General features: G+C 59.7%; 14 protein-coding genes. 1 reads left to right on the top strand and 13 read right to left on the bottom strand.

Annotation, left to right across the window (positions count from 1 at the left end):
* Window positions 1–144: 144 nt before the first annotated feature.
* From mdoH to hutC, 12 genes are all read right to left on the bottom strand, one after another.
* Window positions 145–2697 carry a glucans biosynthesis glucosyltransferase MdoH gene (gene mdoH, locus EQV90_RS00990; RefSeq protein ID WP_003438715.1) on the bottom strand — a complete coding sequence of 851 codons (2553 nt, stop codon included), beginning with the start codon at window positions 2695–2697 and terminating at the stop codon, window positions 145–147.
* Window positions 2690–4411, bottom strand: coding sequence for a glucan biosynthesis protein G (locus EQV90_RS00985; protein WP_010656299.1), 1722 nt, complete (start codon window positions 4409–4411; stop codon window positions 2690–2692). Before EQV90_RS00985 ends, mdoH begins: the two co-directional genes overlap by 8 nt.
* A gap of 231 nt (window positions 4412–4642) precedes the next feature.
* Window positions 4643–5080 (bottom strand): D-aminoacyl-tRNA deacylase, encoded by a 438-nt coding sequence (dtd, locus tag EQV90_RS00980; RefSeq protein ID WP_240877644.1) that lies wholly within the window; start codon window positions 5078–5080, stop codon window positions 4643–4645.
* Window positions 5077–6048 (bottom strand): prolyl aminopeptidase, encoded by a 972-nt coding sequence (gene pip, locus EQV90_RS00975; RefSeq protein ID WP_240877643.1) that lies wholly within the window; start codon window positions 6046–6048, stop codon window positions 5077–5079. The genes dtd and pip overlap by 4 nt, the downstream gene beginning before the upstream one ends.
* A 148-nt stretch (window positions 6049–6196) precedes the next feature.
* A complete protein-coding gene (hutG, locus tag EQV90_RS00970; RefSeq protein ID WP_003438705.1) occupies window positions 6197–6997 on the bottom strand; it encodes an N-formylglutamate deformylase in 801 nt (266 codons plus the stop codon).
* An 11-nt stretch (window positions 6998–7008) separates the two neighbouring features.
* Window positions 7009–8214 (bottom strand): imidazolonepropionase, encoded by a 1206-nt coding sequence (gene hutI / locus EQV90_RS00965; RefSeq protein WP_003438703.1) that lies wholly within the window; start codon window positions 8212–8214, stop codon window positions 7009–7011.
* Window positions 8215–8241: 27 nt separating this feature from the next.
* Entirely contained in the window at window positions 8242–9642 is a 1401-nt protein-coding gene (locus EQV90_RS00960) for an amino acid permease (RefSeq protein WP_010656302.1), read from the bottom strand.
* A 74-nt stretch (window positions 9643–9716) separates the two neighbouring features.
* Window positions 9717–11249, bottom strand: coding sequence for a histidine ammonia-lyase (gene hutH / locus EQV90_RS00955; RefSeq protein ID WP_003438698.1), 1533 nt, complete (start codon window positions 11247–11249; stop codon window positions 9717–9719).
* 69 nt (window positions 11250–11318) lie between these two features.
* Window positions 11319–12788: a cytosine permease gene (locus tag EQV90_RS00950; protein ID WP_160626352.1), complete on the bottom strand. Its 1470-nt coding sequence runs from the start codon at window positions 12786–12788 to the stop codon at window positions 11319–11321.
* A 141-nt stretch (window positions 12789–12929) separates the two neighbouring features.
* Complete coding sequence (hutU, locus tag EQV90_RS00945; RefSeq protein ID WP_060781838.1) at window positions 12930–14627, bottom strand: urocanate hydratase; 1698 nt, start codon at window positions 14625–14627, stop codon at window positions 12930–12932.
* 358 nt (window positions 14628–14985) lie between these two features.
* The gene (locus tag EQV90_RS00940; RefSeq protein WP_240877642.1) at window positions 14986–15564 is read right to left on the bottom strand and encodes a HutD family protein; all 579 of its coding nucleotides are present in this window, start codon (window positions 15562–15564) and stop codon (window positions 14986–14988) included.
* Window positions 15561–16271, bottom strand: a complete 711-nt coding sequence (gene hutC, locus EQV90_RS00935) for a histidine utilization repressor (protein ID WP_165439545.1) — start codon at window positions 16269–16271, stop codon at window positions 15561–15563. Before hutC ends, EQV90_RS00940 begins: the two co-directional genes overlap by 4 nt.
* 145 nt (window positions 16272–16416) lie before the next feature.
* Between hutC and EQV90_RS00930 the strand changes: the two genes are divergently transcribed.
* Window positions 16417–17781 (top strand): formimidoylglutamate deiminase, encoded by a 1365-nt coding sequence (locus tag EQV90_RS00930; RefSeq protein ID WP_127195693.1) that lies wholly within the window; start codon window positions 16417–16419, stop codon window positions 17779–17781.
* A 65-nt stretch (window positions 17782–17846) separates the two neighbouring features.
* On the opposite strand, the gene EQV90_RS00925 is transcribed toward EQV90_RS00930, so the two are convergent.
* On the bottom strand, window positions 17847–19790 hold the full coding sequence (locus EQV90_RS00925) for an ATP-dependent DNA helicase RecQ (RefSeq protein ID WP_240877641.1): 1944 nt from the start codon (window positions 19788–19790) through the stop codon (window positions 17847–17849).
* Window positions 19791–20003: the final 213 nt, after the last annotated feature.

Below are 20003 nucleotides of genomic sequence, written 5' to 3'. Positions count from 1 at the left end.
TGCGATAGAAAAGCGCGACAGGCGGGGGGGGGTGCAGGCAGGTGTGATTTATAGCGGGTGATCTGTGTGGCAGCCGGCTTGCTGGCGATGCTATCGCGGACAAGCCTGCTCCCACAAAAGCAGGAGCAGGTTGCTCGCGTTAGATCATGCTGCCGGTTGCAGGGGCAGCAACGGCGCGTGAGGATCGGCCGCAACCGATTCACGCCAGGCGTTCAGCCAGTCTTCGTGGCCTTCGCTCCATACCAGCGCATGCAGGCGGCCCAGTGCAACCGGGTCGCTCAACAACGCCATGCGCTCGTTATTGTTCAGACCCTGAGGCCCGACCTTGAGAGCATGCCGCACGCGCTCGGCCCGCAGCCATTCAATCGGCTCGGCGGCACGGTGACGCGAGGTCGCCAGGCCACAGGCCAGGGCGTTCTGCTGCGGATCAACCACGGCCCGGACAAAGCCGTCATGCAGCGCGCGGTAGCGGTTCTCGTGGGTGTACTCGGCGGTAGCCGACAACTCACGGGGCGGCGCGTATTCCTCAGGAATCAGGAACAGGCTTTCGTCACGGGACTTGAGGCCCAGCTTGACCCGGCTGGAAATCACCGACACCGGAATCGACAGCATCAGCGAACCGACAATCGGCACCAGCCACCACAGAAAGCTCGGATTCAACCACAGTACCAACCCGGCCCAGGCCGCACCCAGCAGAGTTTGCGGGCCATGCCGGCGAACGGCTTCGCTCCATGGGGTGGAGTCGTCGTCGCGTTGTGGCGAGTTCCAGGTCGCAGCCCAGCCAAGGAACGCAGCCAGTACAAAGCGGGTGTGGAAGATCATGCGCACCGGTGCCAGCAGCATCGAGAACAGCATTTCCAGCAACATCGACAACGTGACCTTGAACTTGCCACCGAACTCTTTGGCGCCCTTGGCCCAGATCAGAATGATGCTGAGCAATTTAGGCAGGAACAGCAGCACGATGGTGGTCGAAAACAGCGCCACAGCCTTGTCCGGGTGCCATTGTGGCCACAGCGGATACAACTGGCGCGGTTCCATGAAGTACTGCGGTTCCATCAGCGTGTTGACCGCCAGCAAGGCCGTCGACAGCAACAGGAAGAAGAACCACAACGGTGCTGACAGATACGACATCACACCCGTCAGGAACACCGCGCGATGCACCGGGTGCATACCCTTGACCAGGAACAGGCGGAAGTTCATCAGGTTACCGTGGCACCAGCGACGGTCACGCTTGAGTTCGTCCAGCAGGTTTGGCGGCAGTTCTTCATAGCTGCCCGGCAAGTCGTAGGCAATCCATACGCCCCAACCGGCACGACGCATCAACGCGGCTTCAACGAAGTCGTGGGACAGGATCGCCCCCGCAAAAGCCCCTTTACCCGGCAGCGGCGCCAGGGCGCAGTGCTCGATAAAAGGTTTCATGCGGATGATTGCGTTGTGGCCCCAGTAGTGGGATTCACCCAGCTGCCAGAAGTGCAAACCGGCGGTAAACAGCGGCCCGTATACCCGCGTCGCAAATTGCTGCATGCGTGCATACAGGGTATCCATACCCGACGCCCGTGGCGCGGTCTGGATGATGCCGGCGTCTGGCGTGGCTTCCATCAAGCGCACCAGGCTGGTCAGGCATTCGCCGCTCATGACGCTGTCGGCGTCGAGCACCACCATGTACTTGTAATCGCCGCCCCAGCGACGGCAGAAGTCGTCGAGGTTGCCGCTTTTACGTTTCACACGACGGCGCCGACGGCGATAGAAAATCCGCCCGAAGCCTTCTGTTTCGCGGCACACATCCAGCCAGGCCTGTTGTTCGGCAACACAGATATCAGGATCGTTACTGTCGCTGAGCACGAAGAAGTCGAAGCGATCCAGATCACCGGTGGCGGCGACCGACTCGTACGTAGCCCGCAGGCCCGCAAACACGCGGGTCACGTCTTCGTTACAGATCGGCATCACCAGCGCCGTACGCGCCTGCTCCGGGATCGGCTCATTGCCGGCACTTTTACCGGAAATGCGGTATTTGTCATGCCCGGTCAGCAATTCCAGAAAGCCCATCAAGGCCGTCCAGAAACCCGCCGAAACCCAGCAGAACAGAATCCCGAACAAGATCAGGATGCTGGTCTGCAAGGCATACGGCAGCACTTGCTGCGCGGTCTGCATCAATGGCTGGTGCAGCACTTCATCAAGGTCGACGAAGGCCCAGCCCTGATACGGCATGATCCCTTTCATGTACCAGCCGGCGACGATGGTCTGACCCAGCATCAGGACCAGCAGGATGTAACGGCGGATCGAACCCACCGTACGCCAGCGGGCCTTGGGCAGCACCCGCTCGTCGATTACCGGCTTGGGCGGATTGCTGCGCCCGGTCAAACGACGCCAGCCACGCACCAGAATATTGGTCCGCCACGGCTCGGGCACCACTTTGGTACGGCGAATCGGCGGTGTGGCCTTGAGCATCACCCGGCCGCTGGCGTCGAGGGCGAGCATTTCTGCTTCCTCGAGCTCAGCTGCCGAACTCAGGTTAAGCCGCGTGCCCACCGAAGCCTGAGCGGCCTCGGCAGCATCGATGTCCGATTGCGCCGACAAACGCGCGTGCAACTCGGCGAACGAGGTGCAGCTCGCCAGTTCGGCGCGCTGCTCATCGTTCAGTGGCAAGTGCGCCAGATACTCGCCGAGCGAGTCTGGCCGGGCTTGAGCGTTACTCATCGGCGGGCAACTGGTAGCTCCAGGTCTCGGTCAACACTTTCTCAGTCTTGACCGGTTCTGGCGTGGCCGGTGCAGCTTCGGCTTCAGGCGCCTTGGCGTTGTGCTCTTGCTTGTCCTTGACCTTGGCCGCAGCTTTTTCAGCTTTGGTGACAGGCGCTGCAGGTTTGGCCGCCGGGGTTTCTACATCCTGGACCAGTGCCGCACGCATTTCCGTGGCCTTGCTCGGGTCTTTGATTTTCATCCGCAGGGTCAGGCGCCAGCCTTTGGTCTCAGGGTTGTAACGTACGTTGTTTTCAACCAGGTCGGCATTGTCGCCGACACTGACCTGGCTACGCACAGGGGTATTTTCAGGCAGTTTTGCAAGCGACGGGCCTTCGAAATCGACCAGGTACGCCACGCTGCCGTCCGGCTGACGGATCAGGTTGGACTGCTTGACGTCACCAGTGGAACGCAAGGTCTGCTTGACCCAAGCGCTGTCCGTCGGGTGCAGGGCAGCCTCATCCAGGGTCCAGTGCATGCGGTAGGCGAAATCAAACGGCTTGAGCGGCTCTGGCTGTGTTTCCGGGCTCCAGAACGCAACGATGTTGTCGTTGGTTTCGTCGGCAGTCGGAATTTCCACCAGGTTTACAGTGCCCTTGCCCCAATCACCCTGTGGCTCGATCCAGGCGCTCGGGCGCTTGTCGTAGCGGTCATCAAGGTCTTCGTAGTGGCTGAAGTCGCGACCACGTTGCAGCAAGCCAAAGCCCAGCGGGTTTTCAACCGAGAAGTTGCTCACCGACAGGTGTTTCGGGTTGTTCAGTGGACGCCAGATCCACTCGCCATTGCCGGCATGGATCGCCAGGCCCGACGAATCGTGCAGTTCGCGACGATAGTTGAGGACCTTGGACGGCTGGTTGGCGCCGAACAGGTACATGCTGGTCAGCGGAGCGATGCCCAGCTTGCCCACTTTGTCACGCAGGAACATTTGCGCCTTGACGTCCACCACTGTGTCCATGCCCGGACGCAGGGTAAAGCGGTAAGCACCGGTCGCACGCGGCGAGTCAAGCAAGGCGAAGATCACCAGATGCTTGTCGTTCGGCTTGGGCTTCTCGATCCAGAATTCGGTGAAACGCGGGAACTCTTCGCCCGATGGCAATGCAGTGTCGATTGCCATGCCACGCGCCGACAGACCATAGATCTGGTCTTTGCCCACTACGCGAAAGTAGCTCGCGCCGAGCATGGTCATGATTTCGTCCTGCTTGTCCGCCTTGTTGATCGGATACAGCACGCGGAAACCGGCCCAGCCGAGATTTTCGGTGGCCTTGGGGTCGAACTTGACGTCACCGAAGGAGAAACGGCTCGGGTCGTACTTGATCTCTTCGACCTTGGTGGCAGTCACTTCATTGATTTTCACCGGCGTGTCGAAATGCATGCCCTGGTGATAGAAGGACAACTTGAACGGGGTTTTATCCCCGGCCCACTGGGCTTTGTCGCGGTTGAACTGAATTTTTTGGTAGTCCGCGAACTTCATGTCACGGAACTCATTAGGCAAATTGCTGCGTGGCGCTTGGTATTTCTGTTCAGCCAGGGTCTTCGCCTCGGCCGCCACGTCATCCAGACTGAATGCCCACAGTTGACCCGCACCGAACAAGCAAAAGAGCGCAGAGCCCGTCACCAGTGCGTTGCGTAACCGCTTGGCAGACATTTTTGGTGCATTAATTGGACTAACAATCACGAGCAAACCTCGCCGAAAACAGATGATGAAACCAACGGCCAGCGATCTAAATGCCAGGTTGGCGAGCACTCTTCCGACAGCCAAAGGGATGAATGATTCCCCAAGACAGTAGGACAAGACTCTATGTAGCGCAGGATTATCTAGTAGGCCGCGTTACAACGCATCTAGTCTCAGCAAGTATTTATCGCTAAAACCCCCTGTTTTCGGACGAAAACGAGGTTTTTCGGGTTTTTATGTATGTAACAAAAATGTAACCGGGCCGTCGTTGACCAAATGCACCTGCATATCGGCTGCAAAGCGGCCCGATTCGACATTTGGATGCAGACGTTTGGCATCGTTTAACAGGTGATTGAACAGCGCCTCGGCCTGCGCAGGGGGCGCTGCCGTGGAGAAGCTCGGGCGCAGGCCGCTTTTGGTATCGGCCGCCAGGGTGAACTGCGAAACCAGCAGCAAACCGCCGCCGATATCGGCCAGCGACAGGTTCATTTTGCCCTCGGCATCACTGAACACCCGATAGTTGAGCAATTTGTGCAGCAACTTGGCGGCATTGGCTTCGGTGTCATCCGGCTCGACGGCGACCAGCACCAGCAAGCCCTGATCGATGGCACCGACAGTTTCTCCGCCAACCTCTACCCGTGCGCTGCTGACCCGCTGTAACAGCCCCTTCATGCTTCGGCGGGCTGCAAGCGCAGCAGACGGCGGGCCATTTGCTCGGTGGCACGCACCAGCGCGTCAGTAATACCGGGTTCGGAGGCCACATGCCCGGCCTCCCGAATCACTTGCAGCTCGCTGTCGGGCCAGTTCTTGTGCAGCTCCCAGGCATTGTCCAGCGGGCAGATCATGTCGTAACGACCGTGCACTATTACACCCGGCAGGTGGGCAATCTTGTGCATGTCGCGGATCAGCTGGTTGGACTCCAGAAACGCATTGTTCATGAAGTAATGGCACTCGATCCGGGCAATCGACAGGGCCCGGTGCGGATCGCAGAAGCGGTCGACCACTTGCGGGTTGGGGCGCAAGGTAGCAGCACGCCCCTCCCAGGCCGCCCACGCCTTGGCCGCATGCATCTGGGCAATCTGATCATTACCGGTCAGGCGCTTGTGGAAAGCCGTCAGCAGGTCATGACGCTCTTCCTCGGGGATCGGCGCGACATACTCTTCCCAGTAATCCGGGAAAATCCGGCTGGCACCCGACTGATAGAACCATTCGATTTCTTGTGGGCGGGCCAGAAATATTCCGCGCAGGATCAGGCCCTGTACGCGTTCGGGATGGGTCTGCGCGTACGCCAGCGACAGGGTCGAGCCCCATGAGCCGCCAAACACCACCCACTGCTCGATACCCAGGTACAGACGGATGCGCTCCATATCTGTGACCAGATCCCAGGTGGTGTTGTTTTCGAGGCTGGCGTGAGGGGTCGAACGCCCGCAACCGCGCTGGTCGAAGGTAATGATGCGGTACAGGTTGGGATCGAAATAGGAGCGGCTATTGGCATCGCAGCCCGACCCTGGCCCGCCGTGGACAAACAGCACCGGCAAGCCGTCCGGGGAGCCACTTTCATCAATGTAGAGCACATGCGGCTCGTCCACCGCCAGTTCATGCCGGGCGTAGGGTTTGATCTGCGGGAACAAGGTCTGCATTACGCACTCCATGTGGGGCTGAAAAAATGTTGCCGTCTGGCATCATAAACCCGATTGCTGGAATGAGCATGCGCAGATGAATACGCCGAAAAACTCGCAGCAGCGAGCTTTTCCATCCATTGGCAAGCTCGCTCCTGCAGGGTTCAGGTCAAGCGTAGCGCTGCTGGCCCCACTGGATGATCCGCGCCAGCAATTGCTTGAGCACTTCCTGAGTCGGCGCTGCCAGATCCTGGCGATATTTGAACGGCTCGAACTCTTCCATGTAGGTGCTCTGCGCCAGCTCCAGCTGCACGGCGTGGATGTTATCCACAGGGCTACCGTAATGACGGGTGATGTGGCCGCCCTTGAAGCGCCCGTTCAGCACGTGACTGTAGGCCGGATGCTCGGCGCAGATCGCTTGCAGATCGCTGGCCAGGGCCGGGTCGCAACTGGCGCCATTGAAGGTCCCCAGGTTGAAGTCCGGCAGCCGACCGTCAAACAGGTGCGGCACCTGGGAGCGGATCGAGTGCGCGTCGAACAGCAGTGCATAGCCAAACTCATCCTTGAGGCGCTTGAGCTCCTGCTGCAAGGTCTGGTGGTAAGGCTTCCAGATGTGCTCCAGATAGGTCGCCCGTTCTGCCGCCGACGGCACCTGCCCCTCGCGAAACAAGGGTACTCCGTCGAACAGTGTGGCCGGGAACAGACCGGTGGTTGCCCCCACGTACATCGGCGCATCGTCTTCGGGGCGATTGAGGTCAATCACAAAGCGCGAATACTCGGCCGCCAGGGTGCTGGCCCCCAGATCGGCAGCAAAGTCGTAAAGCTGCGGGATATGCCAGTCGGTATCCGGCAGACTTTGTGCTTCGGGAATCAGACCGGCTTTAACGGCCGGGGTCAGCTTCAGGCCGGCGTGGGGCATGCTGATCAGCAATGGCACGCGACCCTGTTTGAATGTCAGAACCTTATCCACAAGCGTTTCTCCTAAAGCTCAACGTCGGCGCCATTGCGCACGACGCGTTTATCCAGATCACCACCCAGCCAATAGGCCAGGTCTGCCGGCCGATCGATGTTCCAGGCCACAAAATCGGCCACTTTGCCCGGTTCCAGCGAACCGTGGGTCTGGCCCATGCCCAATGCCGTTGCAGCGTGCTGTGTAACCCCGGCCAGAGCTTCTTCAGGGGTCATGCGGAACAGGGTGCAGGCCATGTTCAGCATCAGGCGCAGCGACAGACCTGGCGACGTGCCGGGGTTGAGGTCGCTGGCGATGGCGATTTTAACCCCGTGTTTGCGCAAGGCATCCATGGGCGGCAGTTGAGTTTCGCGCAGGAAATAGAACGCACCCGGCAACAGCACCGCCACAGTGCCCGATTTGGCCATGGCGATGGCGTCGTCTTCGGTCATGAACTCCAGATGATCCGCCGACAGCGCCTGATAGCGCGCCGCCAGACTGGAACCGTGCAAGGACGACAGTTGCTCGGCATGCAGCTTGACCGGCAACTCCAGCGCCTGCGCCACCTTGAACACCCGCTCCACCTGTTCAGGGGAAAACGCCAGGTATTCGCAGAACGCATCCACCGCATCCACCAGCCCTTCAGCTGCCAGCGCCGGGAGCATTTCGCTGCAGATATGCTCGATGTAGTCATCGGCCCGGTCTTTGTATTCCGGCGGCAAGGCGTGGGCCGCCAGACAGGTGCTGCGCACCGTCACCGGCAACTCCTGGCCGAGGCGACGAATCACCCGCAGGATTTTGCGTTCGCTCTCAAGGCTCAAGCCGTAACCGGACTTGATCTCGACGCTGGTCACACCGTCTCGCAACAGACAGGTCAGACGCTGACGGGCACTGGCAAACAACTCATCTTCACTGGCAGCACGGGTCGCCCGCACGGTACTGGCAATGCCACCACCGGCGGCGGCGATTTCGGCATAGCTCACACCTTGCAGGCGCTGCTCGAACTCGCCGCTGCGGTTACCGCCAAAGACCGTATGCGTGTGGCAATCAATCAGCCCCGGGGTGACCCAGGCGCCTTGCAGTTCTTCGGTCCGGGCGTACTCGCCCACTGGCAATTGCAGACGCGGGCCGATCCACTCAATGAAGCCCTCACGGGTCACGATGGCCGCATCCTCGATGATTGAGTACGTGCCATTGGCCATGGTCGCGACATTGCAGTGTTGCCACAGGGTTTTCATTCGCTCACTCCGTCAATGATCAAAAACTCAGGAAAGCTCGGGAGCTTCTTCAACCGCAGCGCCGGCAGCCGGTTTTACCCACAGCAGGTAAGCCACCACCAACAGCACAATCCAGACCGCACCCACCATCAACGCCGCCTGAGTTTCAGGGAAGTAGCCCAGCACGCCGAAGATAAACACCATGAACACGATGGCGGCAATGGGTGCATAGGGCCAGAACGGCACCGGAAACTTGAGCTCGGCCACTTGTTCACGGGTCATGGAGCGGCGCATGGCTACCTGGGTCACCAGAATCATCAACCATACCCACACGGTGGCGAAGGTCGCAATCGAGGCGATAACCAGGAAGATGTTTTCCGGGATCAGGTAGTTAAGCAGCACACCGGCCAAAAGTGTGACCCCCATGACCAGAACGGTCATCCACGGCACACCGTGACGGGAAATTTTGGCAAAGCCTTTAGGCGCCTGCCCCTGCTGGGCCAGACCGAACATCATGCGGCCTGCGCCGAAGATGTCGCTGTTGATTGCCGACACGGCTGCCGAAATCACCACGATGTTGAGGATGGTAGCCGCCGAGCTGATGCCCAGGCTGTCGAAAATCTGCACAAACGGACTGCCCTGGCTGCCAATCTGGGTCCATGGGTAAATGGCCATCAGCACAAACAGGGTCAGCACGTAGAACAGCAAAATCCGCAACGGGACCGCGTTGATTGCCTTGGGAATGACGCGCTGCGGATCTTTGGCTTCGCCGGCAGTGATGCCGATAATTTCAATGCCGCCAAACGCAAACATCACCACTGCAAACGAAGCGATCAAACCGCCGATGCCGTTGGGCATAAAGCCGCCATAGGCCCAGAGATTGCTGATCCCGGTTGCGGCTGCGTCCGTGCTGGAGGTTCCGATGCCAAACAGCATGATGCCGAAACCGCCCAGAATCATTGCCACAATGGCGGCAACTTTGAGCAGCGACAGCCAGAACTCCATTTCACCGAAGACTTTGACGCTGCACAAATTCAACCCGCCGATCAGCAGCACGATGCCCAGCACCCAGATCCAGCGCGCCACTTCGGGAAACCAGAAGCCCATATAGATACCGAAGGCGGTGATATCGGCCAGACACACGATGATCATCTCGAAGGCATAGGTCCAGCCGAGGATAAAGCCGGACATCGGCCCCAGGTAGGTACTGGCGTAATGACCAAACGAGCCGGACACCGGATCGCGCACGGCCATTTCCCCCAGTGCGCGCATCACCATGAAGACCGCGGCGCCACCAATCAGGTACGCCAGCAGCACAGCAGGTCCAGCCATTTGGATGGCAGCGGCTGAACCATAAAAAAGACCCGTTCCGATCGCTGAACCCAGCGCCATAAAACGGATGTGACGGGCCGATAGCCCGCGCTTCAAACCTTGAGTTTGACTTTGCATTTCGCGTCCCTAGTTATTTTTGTCGGCGAAAACAGATACGCAGAGCGCTCAACGAGCGCTCTGCGTTTTTTGGGTTACAGGCTTGGAAGAACGTTGGCAGGCACCAGCTCATTCAGACAGCGCGAGGCCAGCAACTGCATGGCGGCTTCGATATCCGGGGCGAAGAAGCGGTCTTTTTCGTAGAACGCGACCTTGCTACGCAAAGTGGTACGGGCAATTTCAAGCTTGACCGAGGTTTTCAGGCCATCACGCAGATCAAGCCCCTGGCACGCCGCCAGCCACTCGACCGCCAGCACGCCACGGGTGTTCTCGGCCATTTCCCACAGACGCTTGCCTGCAGCCGGAGCCATCGAGACGTGGTCTTCCTGGTTGGCCGAGGTGGGAATGCTGTCGACGCTATGGGGATGGGCCAGTGCCTTGTTCTCGCTGGCCAGGGCCGCAGCCGTTACCTGAGCGATCATGAAGCCGGAGTTGACGCCGCCATTGGCCACCAGGAACGGCGGCAGTTGCGACATGTGCTTGTCCATCATCAACGAGATACGGCGCTCGCTCAGCGAACCGATTTCTGCAATGGCCAGGGCCATGTTGTCGGCCGCCATGGCAACCGGCTCGGCGTGGAAGTTGCCGCCCGAGATCACGTCGCCCTGCTCGGCAAACACCAGCGGGTTGTCCGATACGGCGTTGGCCTCAATGCCCAGCACTTCGGCGGCCTGGCGGAACTGGGTCAGGCAGGCACCCATCACTTGCGGCTGGCAACGCAGGGAGTACGGGTCTTGCACCTTGTCGCAGTTTTTGTGCGACTCGGACACTTCGCTGCTGGTGCCCAGCAGATCACGGTAGATCGCAGCGGCGTCGATTTGCCCGCGCTGGCCACGTGCGGCATGAATGCGCGGGTCGAACGGCGAGCGCGAACCCAGTACCGCTTCCACCGTCAGGCCGCCGCAGGCCATGGCGGCGGCAAACAGGTCTTCACCTTCAAACAGGCCGCGCAGCGCGTAGGCAGTCGACACCTGAGTGCCGTTGAGCAAGGCCAGCCCTTCCTTGGCCGCCAGGGTCAGCGGCTCAAGGCCAGCCTGCTTCAAGGCCGCAACGGCATCCAGCCATTGACCTTTGTAGCGCGCCTTGCCTTCGCCCAGCAGCACCAGGGACATATGGGCCAAAGGCGCCAGATCGCCCGATGCACCCACCGAGCCTTTTAGCGGGATGTGCGGATAAACCTGGGCATTGATCAAGGCGATCAAGGCGTCGATCACTACGCGGCGAATACCGGAGAAACCACGGCTCAGGCTGTTGACCTTGAGCACCATGATCAGGCGCACCATGTCATCGCTCAACGGCTCGCCGATACCGGCCGCATGGGACAGCACCAGCGAGCGCTGGAGGTTTTCCAGGTCTTCGCTGGCAATTTTTGTCGAAGCCAACAAACCAAAACCGGTATTGATGCCATAGGTGGTGCGGTTCTCGGCAAGGATTTGCTCGACGCAGGCCACGCTGGCATCAATCTGCGCCGAAGCGCTTTCGTCCAGACTGAGGGTTACCGGCTGCTGATAAATGTCACGCAGTTGGGCAAGGCTCAGTTGACCGGGGATCAGGTTTAAACGGTTCACATTAATGCTCCTTTGAAATTCTTGTTGGCTGCCAGTCACTGCGGGCTTTTTCAAATTGATGTTTGCAGGCTAAATCGTCGCCGGCACTACGGGCAGCACAGCTGCCGTATGGGCGGGCGCATGGGTTTGGGCCGGTAAAATCAGGTGCTCGGGAACCGGCCGCGCCCACTTCCTTGCAGCCCAGTAATACAGGGCTGCAGGCACGACCAGACCGATGATCCAGGAGATATCGGTGCCACCCAGGCTATCCACCAGCGGGCCGGTGTAAAAATGGGTCGACATAAAAGGCATTTGAATCAGCACGCCAAACACATAGACGCTCAAGCCAACCCGGTTCCAGCGGCCATATCGACCCTCGGGGTTGGACAGCGCCGGAATGTCGTAGCGTTCTTTGGTAATGCAGTAGAAATCCACCAGGTTGATCGCGCTCCAGGGCGTAAAAAACGCCAGCAGGAACAGGATAAAAGCGGAGAAATCCTTGAGGAACGAGTCTTTGCCCAACAGAGCCAGGGTGGTGGCCATGGCGACCATCACCAGGATGTAGAGCAGGCGCACGCCACCGGGAATCCGCCGGCTGCCGCGAAAGCCGCTGACGATGGTGGCGATGGACATGAAACTGCCGTAGGCATTGAGCGTGGTGATCGTCACCTTGCCGAAGGCCACGGCGAAATACAGCAACGCCGCCACAATGCCGGTGCCGCCCAGTCCGACAATGAACGACACTTCGTGGTGGGCGAATTGCGAGCCGGCCAGAGCGGCAGCCAGAACGCCGAACACCATGGCAATCTGGGCACCAATGACGGACCCCAGACTGATCGCCCAAAAGGTTTTGACCGGTGAAGTTTTGCTCGGCAGGTAGCGCGAGTAATCCGCCACATAGGGGCCAAACGCAATTTGCCACGAGGCGGACAACGAGATCGCCAGCAAAAAGCTGCTGATGGAGAAATGCTTGTTGGCCAACAGCGCGCCAATGTCATTGCCGGCCAGCAGTTTGTAGAACAGATAGATGAAGGCAATCACCCCCAGCACACTGGCGATCCGGCCAATGCCGTGAATCACCCGGTAACCGAAGATGGTCAGGATCACGATAAAACCGGCAAAGGCGACAATGCCGATCCAGTCTTCAACATGCAGCAACTGGGCAATCGCTTGACCGGCCAGCAGCGAGCCGCTGGCCGAAAACCCGATATACATCAGGCACACCAGCACCAGCGGCACCACCGCGCCATACACCCCGAACTGCACACGGCTGGAGATCATCTGCGGCAAACCCAGTTGCGGACCCTGGGCACCGTGCAGCGCCATTACCGCGCCACCGAGCAATTGCCCGACAAACAGGCCGATCAGCGACCAGAACACATCGCCGCCCAGCACCACGGCCAGCGCGCCCGTCACAATCGCCGTGATCTGCAGGTTGGCTCCCAGCCACAAAGTGAATTGACTGATGAGCCGACCATGACGCTCGGACTCGGGAATGTAGTCGATCGAGCGTTTTTCGATCAGCGGTGTTGCGCCTGCACGATCATCATTAACAGCCATGTGCCCCACCTCAAATAAAGGAAAACGGGATGTGCTCTGAATTTGGCTCGCCAGCGATGCAAACACCTCACTGCATCAGTCATTGCGAGGTGCTCTGATCGCTGGCAAAGCCAGCGCCCACATTTTTTGCTGCCAGCCGGATCAGCCGTTGATCATCGGCAGGTTCAGGCCCTGTTCGTTGGCGCAGTCGATGGCGATGTCGTAGCCGGCATCGGCATGGCGCATCACGCCGGTGGCCGGGTCGTTGTGCAACACGCGGGCAATGCGCTCAGCTGCTTCGTCGGTGCCATCACACACAATCACCATGCCCGAGTGCTGCGAGAAGCCCATGCCTACGCCGCCGCCGTGGTGCAAGGACACCCAGGTCGCGCCACTGGCAGTGTTGAGCAAGGCGTTGAGCAGTGGCCAGTCGGATACGGCATCCGAGCCATCTTTCATCGATTCGGTTTCGCGGTTCGGGCTCGACACCGAACCGGAGTCCAGGTGATCGCGGCCGATCACGATCGGCGCTTTCAGCTCGCCGCTACGCACCATTTCGTTGAACGCCAAGCCCAGCTTGGCGCGCTGGCCCAGGCCAACCCAGCAGATACGCGCCGGCAGACCCTGGAAGCTGATGCGTTCGCGTGCCATGTCCAGCCAGTTATGCAGATGCGCGTCGTCGGCGATCAGCTCTTTGACCTTGGCATCGGTCTTGTAGATGTCTTCTGCATCGCCAGACAGAGCAACCCAACGGAACGGGCCTACACCGCGGCAGAACAGTGGACGTATATAGGCCGGTACGAATCCCGGGAAGTCGAAGGCGTTTTCAACGCCGACTTCTTTGGCCATTTGACGAATGTTGTTGCCGTAGTCGAAGGTTGGAATGCCGGCCTTCTGGAACGCCAGCATGGCTTCAACGTGTTCGCCCATCGAAGCCTTGGCGGCTTTGACCACGGCAGCCGGATCGGTCACGGCGCGGTCGCGGTACTGTTCCCAGGTCCAGCCTTTTGGCAGGTAGCCATTGAGCGGATCGTGGGCGCTGGTCTGGTCGGTGACCATGTCCGGGCGTACACCACGACGGACCATTTCGGGCAGCAGTTCGGCAGCATTCCCGCACAGGGCTATGGAGATGGCCTTGCCTTCAGCGGTGTATTTCGCGATACGGACCAAGGCGTCGTCCAGGTCGACGGCTTGCTCGTCGACATAGCGGGTGGCCAGACGGAAGTCGATGCGGCTCTGCTGGCATTCGATGTTCAACGAGCAGGCACCCGCCAGGGTCGCGGCCAGTGGCTGCGCACCACCCATGCCGCCCAGGCCTGCGGTCAGTACCCACTTGCCTTTAAGGCTGCCGTTGTAATGCTGACGGCCGGCTTCGACGAAGGTTTCGTAGGTGCCTTGCACGATGCCCTGGCTGCCGATGTAGATCCAGCTGCCGGCGGTCATCTGGCCGTACATGGCCAGGCCTTTGGCGTCGAGTTCGTTGAAGTGTTCCCAGGTGGCCCAGTGCGGTACCAGGTTGGAGTTGGCGATCAGTACCCGCGGCGCGTTGCTGTGGGTCTTGAACACGCCGACCGGCTTGCCCGACTGCACCAGCAGGGTTTCGTCGTCGTTGAGGTTGGTCAGGCTTTCGACGATTTTGTCGTAGCACTCCCAGTTACGCGCTGCACGCCCAATACCGCCATATACCACCAGTTCGGTCGGGTTCTCGGCCACTTGCGGGTCGAGGTTGTTCATCAACATCCGCAGCGGAGCTTCGGTCATCCAGCTTTTGGCAGTGAGCTGGGTACCGCGGGCGGCGCGGATTTCACCATCACGATGACGGGTAAACGCAGCTGGCGATTTAGGGGTAGTTGAAGTCACGGGTAACTCCTCAGCGATGGGCAGATGCGTCGGGGACAAGAGGATCGACGCACACTTATGTACTTGTACATACAAGCATATGCAAGTAAGCGGCCAAGGTGCGATATCAGCCCGTGAAATTTAAGTATTCGAAGCTGCAAGGCACGAAAATCAAGGCGATGAGGGATGAAGGATTTTTTTGCAGGGAGTAAAGGGCAAAGCGCAGGGATGTTACTGAAGCGGGGGTTTTGCGTCTTTTTGGGGCGTTCGGTAACAAGATGGGGCGCAGCAATGACTCAAACCTTGCAGGAGCGAGCTCTTGGTGGCCGCATTCAAGAGCTCGCGAGCAAGCTCGCTCCTACAGAGGTGTATGTGCGGCTTAGATCCCGCTCAACTCAATCACACAGCAGCGCCCGGTTACCGTGATTTCCAGCAGTTCACTGTTGTCGTTCAGCTGCAGGCAGTCATAACGCCCCAGATGTTGCTGCTGAGTGTTACCCGGGCAGACATGGACTTGCTCATCGACAGCGAAAACCAGCAGGGTCCGGGCCGAGCTGAAGAAACGCTGCGGTGTTACCGCGTCCAGCCACTGCAGGCGCGCACTGTAACGATCCGGGGCGTAGATCAGGTTGAAGTCGCGGATTGGTCCGTCAATCAAGGTGCAACTGACCGCGCTGTCACCTTTGAATGCATAGGCATCGAACGGCAACAGGGCCCGGGTGCTGGCGCCATCGACCTGCAGGTTCATGCCCGCGCCTTGCAGCACGCTGATAATTCGCTGATAGCCGTCGAAGCGGGAAAATCCGCCCGACTCACCAATATCGGCAATCGACAGGCGCCAGCCGAAACCTTCAAGGCCTTCCCCGGCGTCACGGGTAATTTCTTCGGTGCTGCCGCCGCCGTTCTTCCACGGCATGCTCGGGTAATCAACAGCGCGTAAAACTTTCAATTCATTCATTTACTGAAGCGTCCTTCCAGGCGATGGCGGGAACCGGGGTGGATCAACCGGGCGGCGGTAACAGGCTGACGCCCGGACCAGGTGCGGCGGCGGATCAGCAAGCAGGGTTCGCCGGGTTCGATTTGCAGCAGTTTGCACTCTTGGGAGTCAGCCAGAATCGCTTCGACAATGTGCTCACCCTCGGTCAGGGGTGCGACCTGGGACAGGTAGGCGTAGGGCGTTTGCAAAGTGAAGTCTTGCTTCAAGTAGTCCGGCGCCACCTGGGCATTGACGAAACGGTCCTCAATTTGCACGGCAATTTCGTTTTCGTAATGCACGATCAATGAGTGAAACACCTTCTGCCCTTCGCGCATGTCGAGCACGGCCGCGCGCTCTGAACCGGCAAGCTCTTCACCCAGGCTGATCACCTTGCAGGAGTGCCGGTGCCCGCGAGCGGCGATTTCATCGGCAATGTTATTCACTTCAAACAAGGCCGACTGGGTTTTGGGCTCGGCGACAAAGGTGCCGACACCTTGCATGCGCACCAGCAGGCCGTCGGCGGTCATTTCACGCAGCGCACGGTTGATGGTCATGCGGCTGAAGCCCAACTGGCTGACCAGTTCGCTTTCAGAGGGCACGCGGTAATGCGGAGGCCAGTTCCCGCTCTGGATTTGCTGGGTGATCATCTGCTTTACACGGGCGTATAGCGGGGCCGGGCTATCGCCCATGTGGGCGGCCAGCGGGGACACGACAGGCGGAGTCGACACAGGCAATCCTTGTTTATGAGTTAGGGGCTTAGATTGCCGGAGTTTACCGAGCAGGCAAACGTCTGTATATGTATATACAAATAACAAACCATGGGATGCCGAACCAATGTCCGTCTTCTTTGCCGAGCGTGCGCTGTTACCTACAGGCTGGGCGACCAATGTCCGAATCGAGGTGGGTGCCGATGGCCGCCTGACCCGCATCCAGGCCAATGCCGACGCCCACGGCGCCGAACGCTTGAGTGGCCCGCTGCTGCCGGGCATGCCGAACCTGCACTCGCACGCGTTCCAGCGCGCCATGGCCGGGCTGGCCGAAGTCGCGGGCAATCCCGATGACAGTTTCTGGACCTGGCGCGACCTGATGTATCGGCTGGTCGGCAAAATCAGCCCCGAACAGCTCGGCGTCATTGCCCGGCAGCTGTATATAGAAATGCTCAAGGCCGGCTACACCTCGGTTGCCGAGTTTCATTACGTTCACCATGACCTCACGGGCCAGCCCTATGCCAACCCGGCAGAGCTGGCACTGCGCATCAGCGAAGCGGCCCGTTCGAGCGGGATTGGCCTGACCCTGCTCCCTGTGCTGTACAGCCACGCCGGTTTCGGCGGCCAGGCGCCCAATGAGGGTCAGCGACGCTTTATCAACAGCACCGAGCAATACCTGCAACTTCAGCAACAGTTAAAGCCGCTGCTGGCACAACAACCGGCCCAGAACCTGGGCCTGTGTTTCCACTCGTTGCGCGCCGTGACCCCGCAACAGATCCACGATGTACTGGCTGCCAGCGACACCACCTGCCCGGTGCATATCCATATCGCCGAGCAGCAAAAGGAAGTCGACGACTGCCTGGTCTGGAGCGGCAAGCGCCCTATCCAGTGGCTGTATGACAACGTCGAGGTTGACCAGCGCTGGTGCCTGGTACACGCCACCCATGCCGATGCGGATGAAGTACGTCTGATGGCACAAAGCAAAGCGGTGGCTGGTTTGTGCCTGACCACTGAAGCCAACCTGGGTGACGGGATCTTTCCGGCGGTGGATTACCTGGCCCGGGGCGGTCGCCTGGGGATTGGCTCGGACAGCCACGTGTCATTGAGTGTGGTCGAAGAGTTGCGCTGGCTGGAATACGGCCAGCGCTTGCGTGACCAACGCCGCAACCGGCTGTATCGCAGCGATCAGCCCATGGTCGGGCGCACACTGTACGACGCGGCCCTGGCTGGCGGCGCCCAGGCGATGGGCCAGCCGGTAGCAGGTCTGGCCGTAGGCCAGCGCGCAGACTGGCTGGTACTCGACGGCAAAGACCCGTACCTGGCCACTGCCCAGGACGACGCCATTCTCAATCGCTGGTTGTTTGCCGGTGGCGACCGCCAGGTGCGCGACGTACTGGTGAATGGCCAGTGGGTGGTCCGCGACGGCCATCACGCCGATGAAGAAGCCAGCTGCCGCGACTTCACCCGGGTATTGCGCGAGCTGTTGGGCTGACGGAGCGAGGTTGCCTGTAGGAGCGAGCTTGCTCGCGAGCTCTTTCAACCGCCGACAGCTCGCTCCTACAATGATTCTGGGCCTTGATGTTGTGCGGCCCATTCCCGCACCTCGGCATAGGGGTAGTTTTCCAATGCCGCAAACCCGGCAATCCCCCGGGCTTTCATTTTGGTAAACAACGGCACGCTGATCCCGCATAAAAACCGGGTCAGGCGTTCCGGCGGGGGATAACTTGCGGTGAATTCCTGATGCCTGTGGATAAAAACAGCGCACAGCGCTTCAAAGTTTTTATCCACAAGCGGCGCCAGCGCGGGGGGTTCAGGCAAGTGCGCGACCTGCCCGGCACACACCGAGCAATGCCCGCATTGTTGCGGTGCCCGCCCGTCACCGAAGTAGTGCGCCAAGCGATAGCTTAAGCAGGTGTCACTGGCGAACAATGCCAACATGGCGTGAATGCGCACAATCTCGCCACGCTCATGGGCTGTGAAGTACTCATGCAGCTCCAGGCTCAGCGCCTCGACGTCAAACTCTGTCAGCAACAGGCTGTAAACCTCGGTCATCTGTTTGCTTTCAAGCTCGATCCAGCCCTTTTCCTGGAAATAATCCAGCGCTTTGACCACCCGGTTACGGTCGGCCTGATGCTGGCTGTACAGGGTGTCGAAATTGACCGTGGCCCAGGTCCGGGCACGGCTGGAGGTCTGGATAATGGCCGAGACAAACTGCTGGCGCTCACCCTCGAATCTGGCCAGCAGTGCATCGGGCTCAATCAGGAACTTGAAACGGTACTCGGCAAAATACGCATAGCGCGGAGCAATCAGGCCACGCAATTCCAGCTGCACCAGCAGGGTCTTGAGCGGAAGCTGGCGAATATTGCTCTGATCGGCCAAAGGCCCCAGCAAGAATTCCCACTGCCCTTCTGGGATGGCTGCACGCAGTTCTTCAAGCACACAGCGGATGCCCTGCAATTCGGGGGTGTCGCCGTACACAAAATTTTCCAGCACGTTGAGACTGTCACGATTGGCCAGAACCAGGCAGTCCGATGGCTGGCCATCACGCCCGGCGCGACCGATTTCCTGACTGTAGTTTTCGATCGACTTGGGCAAGTCGAAATGCACTACGTTGCGGATGTCGCTTTTATCGATGCCCATGCCAAAGGCGATGGTGGCCACGATGCAATTCAATTGCCCGCCCATGAACTGACGTTGAATGCCCTCGCGCTGATCGTGGGGCAAACCGGCGTGATAAGCGTTGGCGCTGATGCCGTTCTGGTTCAGATGCGCGGCGATCTGCTCCGCAGTCTTTTGCAGGGTGACGTAGACAATGCTCGGCTGGCCGCTGCGCTCGCCCATCCATTGCACCAGGCGCTGGCGCTTGGCGGCCCCGGTGACCGGCTCGACCCACAGGTTGAGGTTGGCGCGATAGAAACCGGTGGTGATCACATCCGCCTCGGCGATCGCGAATTTGCTCTGCATGTCGGCAATCACGTTGGGCGTGGCCGTTGCCGTGAGCAGCAAGGCTTGCGGGATGTTGAACTGACGCTGGTAGTCCGGCAGCTTCAAGTAGTCCGGGCGAAAGTTATGCCCCCACTCGGAGATACAGTGGGCCTCGTCCACAACCAGTAACGAAATCGGCACCTGCTGCAAAAAATTGCGAAAACGCTCGTTCTTCAGGCGCTCAACCGAAATCATCAGGATCTTCAATTCGCCCGCTTTGGCCCGGGCCATGACCGCACTGGCGTCATCACGGCTTTGCGCCGAATCAATGCTGGCGGCGGCAATGCCATGGCGCTGTAAAAACGCCAACTGGTCCTGCATCAGCGCCAGCAGCGGCGACACCACCAGCGTCAGGTGCGGCAGCAGCAAGGCCGGCAGCTGGTAGCACAGCGACTTGCCCGAGCCCGTCGGAAAAATCGCGGCCGCCGAACGCCCGGCCAGCACGGCACTGATCGCCGCCTCTTGCCCGTCACGAAACTGTGGATAACCGAAAACCTGTTCCAGGGTGTTGTGCATAACTGTCACTCCATTGACCGCTGCAAAGCGCAAAACTCTAACCCGAGCCGTGCAGTCGATCGAGAAAAGGCAGCAGGCTTGACGCCACAAATTGATACAGAGAAAACCTGCACGCCTGGACAAAACCACAGACATTAACACGCCTGACCCGACCTGCCGCACGCAGCGACACCACGGGTATTAACCATGGAATTTATCCACAAAAGGACCCAC

Origin of the sequence: Pseudomonas sp. TMW22089 (assembly GCF_022496645.1) — a bacterium.
In the GTDB taxonomy this organism is placed as follows: Bacteria; Pseudomonadota; Gammaproteobacteria; order Pseudomonadales; family Pseudomonadaceae; genus Aquipseudomonas; species Aquipseudomonas paraversuta.
This window is presented reverse-complemented; position numbering and strand designations above follow the sequence as displayed.

Coding starts and splice junctions, on each gene's coding strand:
- EQV90_RS00925 (WP_240877641.1), bottom strand. CDS start 19,790: ATGCACAACACCCTGGAACAGGTTTTCGGTTATCCACAGTTTCGTGAC.
- dtd (WP_240877644.1), bottom strand. CDS start 5,080: ATGAAGGGGCTGTTACAGCGGGTCAGCAGCGCACGGGTAGAGGTTGGC.
- EQV90_RS00930 (WP_127195693.1), top strand. CDS start 16,417: ATGTCCGTCTTCTTTGCCGAGCGTGCGCTGTTACCTACAGGCTGGGCG.
- hutI (WP_003438703.1), bottom strand. CDS start 8,214: ATGAAAACCCTGTGGCAACACTGCAATGTCGCGACCATGGCCAATGGC.
- EQV90_RS00940 (WP_240877642.1), bottom strand. CDS start 15,564: ATGAATGAATTGAAAGTTTTACGCGCTGTTGATTACCCGAGCATGCCG.
- mdoH (WP_003438715.1), bottom strand. CDS start 2,697: ATGAGTAACGCTCAAGCCCGGCCAGACTCGCTCGGCGAGTATCTGGCG.
- pip (WP_240877643.1), bottom strand. CDS start 6,048: ATGCAGACCTTGTTCCCGCAGATCAAACCCTACGCCCGGCATGAACTG.
- EQV90_RS00960 (WP_010656302.1), bottom strand. CDS start 9,642: ATGCAAAGTCAAACTCAAGGTTTGAAGCGCGGGCTATCGGCCCGTCAC.
- EQV90_RS00950 (WP_160626352.1), bottom strand. CDS start 12,788: ATGGCTGTTAATGATGATCGTGCAGGCGCAACACCGCTGATCGAAAAA.
- hutC (WP_165439545.1), bottom strand. CDS start 16,271: ATGGGCGATAGCCCGGCCCCGCTATACGCCCGTGTAAAGCAGATGATC.